The organism is Streptomyces sp. NPDC055078, assembly GCF_053607985.1.
In genome coordinates this window covers 1-4,469 of record NZ_JBSGUP010000666.1, presented here as the reverse complement: position 1 = coordinate 4,469, position 4,469 = coordinate 1, and the positions used below count along the sequence as shown (strand labels likewise).

Genomic DNA, 4,469 nt, shown 5'->3' with positions numbered 1-4,469 from the left:
ACCCGGCGCCGATCCCTACGACACCGGTTCCCACGCCGGTTACGCCACCGGTCTCTCCGCGGCTTCCCCGCCGTCCGCGCCGTCCGCGGCTTCCTCCCCGCCGTCCGCGCCGTCCGCGCCGTCCGTGCGCGGGAACGGCCGGCGCAGGCGTGCCGCGCCCGGTACGGAACACACCACCTCGGGGTACGGTCCGCCCGGGGCCCGTGGCGGCCACCCCGAACAGCGCGAGGCGGGCGGCGGCTGGGGGACCGGACAGGGCGGTATCCGGCAGGGCGGTATCGGGCAGGGCGGCGACTGGCCGGGGACCCAGCGCCTGCAGCCCACCCCGGGCACCATGGCGTCGGGCGCCCGGATACCGGGACCGCGCAGGGACTTCATCGAGGCGTTCGACGGCTCAGGCCGGCCCGGGGCCGTCGATCCGTATGCCTCCGTCACCGCCTGGCCCGAGGGCGCGCACGCGGACGGTGCCCCCGTCGTCGTCCCGGGCACCCGGCGGGACGGCGGTCAGGGGGACGGCGGTCAGCGGGAGAGCGGTCCCAGCGCTGATGACGGTCACGGCGCTGATGCCGGGGGTGACGGCGGGGGTGACCGTGCGGTCGGGTCCGAGCCCGCGCGGCCGGGGCACGGCCGCGCCACCCGGGCACCCGCTGCGCGCCCCAGGAACGGCGGCAAGGGACGGACGTTCACCGGGATCGCGGCGGCGGCCGTCACCACCGTGCTCGCGGTCGTCGTGGCCGGGCAGGTCACGGCCGACGCCGGGAAGAAGCCGGCCGCGCCCGCCACAGGCCAGGACCGCGGCGACGAGGACGGCTCCGTCTCCCGCTCCGACGACCGACGGGACCGGGCACCGGCACCAGCCGAGGTGCGGAAGGCCGTCCCCGCCACCTATGAGCAACTGATGGCCACTCGGTTCCCGATCGATCCGGAGCTGACCGCCGACGGTTCATTCGAGGTCGTACCGGGATTCGCCAGGGCACCGGGCAAGGGCACCAGGATCCCCTACCGGGTGGATATCGAAAAGGGCCTCGGAATGGACGGCGCGCTTTTCGCGGAAGCCGTGCAGAGAACGCTGAACGACAACCGCAGTTGGGCGAACAACGGCGCGCAGACATTCGAGCGGATCTCATCCGGCGAGCCGAAATTCGTCATCACTCTCGCGAGTCCCGGAACCACACATATCTGGTGCGAGAAATCCGGTCTGAATACGGCGGACGACAATGTCAGCTGTGATTCCGCGGCGACCGACCGGGTGATGGTCAACGCCTTCCGGTGGGCGCAGGGTTCGGAGACCTACGGCCCCAAGGCCATGTACGCCTACCGGCAGATGCTCATCAATCACGAGGTCGGGCACCGGCTGGGACACGGCCATGTGAACTGCCGCACCGAGGGCGAGCCCGCGCCGGTGATGCAGCAGCAGACGAAGTCCCTGGACATCGACGGGGTCACGTGCCTGCCCAACCCCTGGGCGTACCCCGGGCGTTGATCGCTCCCCCCGGGGCGGGCGTCCGCGCCGCCCCGGGAGCGGGTGCCCGTCCGGCGGACACGGCGGCGGGCCGTACACCGGCGGTGAGGGGCCGTACACCGGCGGCGGGCCGTACACCGGCGGCGGGCCGCCGTACCCCGTTCCCGACTGCCGTACGGGCGGCCCCGATCCGATCCCGTGGTCGCGACCGGGTGCGGTGCGCGGCATTCGCGGTCGCCGGTGCCGGCCGGGTGCGCACCGCCCGCTCCGGCTTTCCGCCGATTGCGCCCGGCGTCGTGTACGGGCGGGGCGCCCCGCGTTGCGCACGGGCGTTCGCATCACTTCGTATCCCCTCCCGTCGTATCCCCTCTTGGCCCCCGCGTCGGCCACCGGCCTGGGCATTCATTGTTTCCGTGTGCATCTTGTGGTCACCGGATGGTGGCCACAAGATGCCGTCGGCCGCCCGCTGCCCACTGCCGTCGACTGCCGTCCGCTCCGCCTGACTGTTCGGGCCGTTCGGGCTGTTTCGGGACTGTCCGATATCGGAGTACGGCATGAGATCTGGTTCGGTTACCTCAACTGTCCGTCATATCCCGCCATGCGGTGAGCGGTGGATGGGCGGTGGCGGGGTTTGCGGCCCGACCCCTGACCGGAGCCGGGCGGGTCCGCTGTCCGGCCATAAGGGCCTGGCCGCAGCCTGACTCTCCGTGACTAAATGTCCCTGTAGCGCGACAGAACGCTACGGGGGTGCGAAAGTTACGTGCATTCACCCCTTCTGGTGGCGCGACGGACAACCGTCCATCGCGCCACGGTCGTACCGGCTTACCGTCGTTCCGCTGCGTGTCGCCGGACAACGGCGGCCGTCAACAAGGGAGATCGGGGGTGCGCTCGGTGCGGATCGGACTGCTCACGGACGGTGGTTATCCGTATGCGACAGGTGAGTCCAGGCTGTGGTGCGACCGGCTCGTACACGGGCTCGACCGGCATGAGTTCGACATCTACACGCTGATCCGCGGCGCCGGACGGGACGACGACCGGGAAGCCGGCGGACCCCACCCGCCGCAGGTGCGACGGGTACGGACCGCCGAACTCGGGGTGCCCGGGGACGGGACCGGCGGCCGGGCGCCGAGGGACCTCCTCGGGCGGCGGTCGTACGGGCGGCGTGACCGCCGACGCTTCCTCGGCCACTTCGAGGCGCTCGCCGCAGCGATCTGCGCTGACCGCGAGGGCTTCGCCGAAGGGCTGTACGGACTCGCCGAACTCGCCCGCGACAGCGGCGGACTCCCCGCCGCCCTCCGCTCCGAACCCGCCGTACGCGCCATCGAATCCGCCTGCCGTGCCCGGGGCGCCCGCCGCGCCCTGCACTCCGCCACCGTCCCGGACTATCTCGCCTTCGCCGACGAACTGGAGCGCGCGCTGCGCCCGCTCTCCCTCGACTGGTACGGCGACGACGGCCTCGGCGCGGTCGATCTGTGCCATGCCGCTTCCAGCGGACCGGCGGCCCTGCCCGGCCTGTTGGCCAAACGCTTCTTCGGGGTTCCGCTGCTGGTCACCGAGTACGGCGTCCAACTGCGCGCGCGCTATCTCGCGGCCGGTGCCGGCTCGGGTTCCCCGGGTCTTTCGGGGTCCTCGGGTTTTTCGGGGTCCTCGGGTTCCTCCTCGGGATACGCCTCGGGTGCCGGCTCGGGTTCCCCCTCGGGATACGCCACGGGTGCGGCCTCCGATGCCGCTTCCGGTGGCGCCGGGCCCAGCGTGCCCGTGCGCACCCTGCTCGCCTCCTTCCACGGGCGGCTCGCGGCCGAGGTGTACGACCAGGCGTCCCTGATCACCCATGGGAACTCCCACGCCCGCCGCTGGCAGGAGAAGTGCGGCGCCGACCGTGCCCGACTGCGCACGGTCCACCCCGGGATGGACGCGGAACGCTTCGCCGCGGTGGGGGAGAGCGACGACGACGGCGATCCGTACACCGTCGTCTGGGTCGGCAGGATCGAGCCGGCCAAGGACCTCATCGCGCTCCTCCACGCCTTCGCGGAGGTCCGCAAGGAGGAGCCGCGCGCCCGGCTGCGGCTGTTCGGCACGCCCGCACCGGGGCCGGAGGCGGCCGGTTATCTGGCCCACTGCGAGGCGCTGGCGGCCCAGCTCTTCCCCGACGAGGCGGCCGGCGCCCACGCCGTCGGCGACAGCCCCGTCTCCTTCGAGGAGATCGGCGGTCCCGCCGCTCCCGAACTCGCCGACGCCTACGCGGCCGGCGGAGTCGTCGTCCTGTCGAGCGTTGTCGAGGGCTTCCCGGCCGGTCTTGTCGAGGCGATGTTCTGCGGGCGGGCCACCGTCTCCACGGATGTCGGCGCGGTGGTCGAGATCATCGGCGGTACGGGACTCGTCGTACCGCCCCGCAACCCGCGCGCCCTCGCGGACGCCTGCCTCGCCCTCCTGCGCGACCCGGAGCGCGCGGCCCTCCTGGGCGCCGCGGCCCGCGCCCGTGCGCTGGAACTCTTCACGGTCGAGCAGAACCTCATGGCATTTCGCGGCATTTACCTGGAGCTGATCTCGCGCTCCCCGGTGCGGCGCGATGTGGTCGACGCGGACGGCGAACCCATGCCGTTCGCCCACCCGGCGGAGTCCTACGTTCCGGTCGAGTGGACGGGCGTCAGCGCCGGGGCGGAGACGTACGCGGGTCCGGAGACGTACGCGGGCCCGGGGACGTATGCGAGTCCGGAGACGTACGCGGGCTCCGGGGGCCGCGCCCCGCGGTCCGGCACGGTCAGCAGCACCGCGAAGGAGGCACGCGCATGACCACCTCCCCTCTCACCGACCCGGCGCACACCCGGGGACCGGGCCCCGGCGCGCCCGCGCTCGATCAGCCCGGGCCGCCCGTCAGCCCCGGCGGCTGGGACGCCAGGTCCGATGCGCTGCTGGCGCGGCCGGTGGCGAAGGCGCCGCGCGAGCGGGCCGCTCCCCGGCGCGGCCCGGCCGACCCGGTCAAGGCGCTCATGCACCGGCACCGGGA

General features: G+C 73.3%; 2 protein-coding genes and 1 pseudogene. All 3 read left to right on the top strand.

The window, feature by feature from the left end; translation table 11 throughout:
• Positions 1 to 262 precede the first annotated feature (262 nt).
• The gene (locus tag ACWF94_RS34425; protein WP_453497777.1) at positions 263 to 1,483 is read left to right on the top strand and encodes a DUF3152 domain-containing protein; all 1,221 of its coding nucleotides are present in this window, start codon (positions 263 to 265) and stop codon (positions 1,481 to 1,483) included.
• An 870-nt stretch (positions 1,484 to 2,353) separates the two neighbouring features.
• Positions 2,354 to 4,255 carry a glycosyltransferase gene (locus tag ACWF94_RS34420; RefSeq protein ID WP_453497774.1) on the top strand — a complete coding sequence of 634 codons (1,902 nt, stop codon included), beginning with the start codon at positions 2,354 to 2,356 and terminating at the stop codon, positions 4,253 to 4,255.
• Positions 4,252 to 4,469: pseudogene (locus tag ACWF94_RS34415) on the top strand (hypothetical protein); the annotation flags it as partial. The gene ACWF94_RS34420 and the pseudogene ACWF94_RS34415, both read left to right, overlap by 4 nt.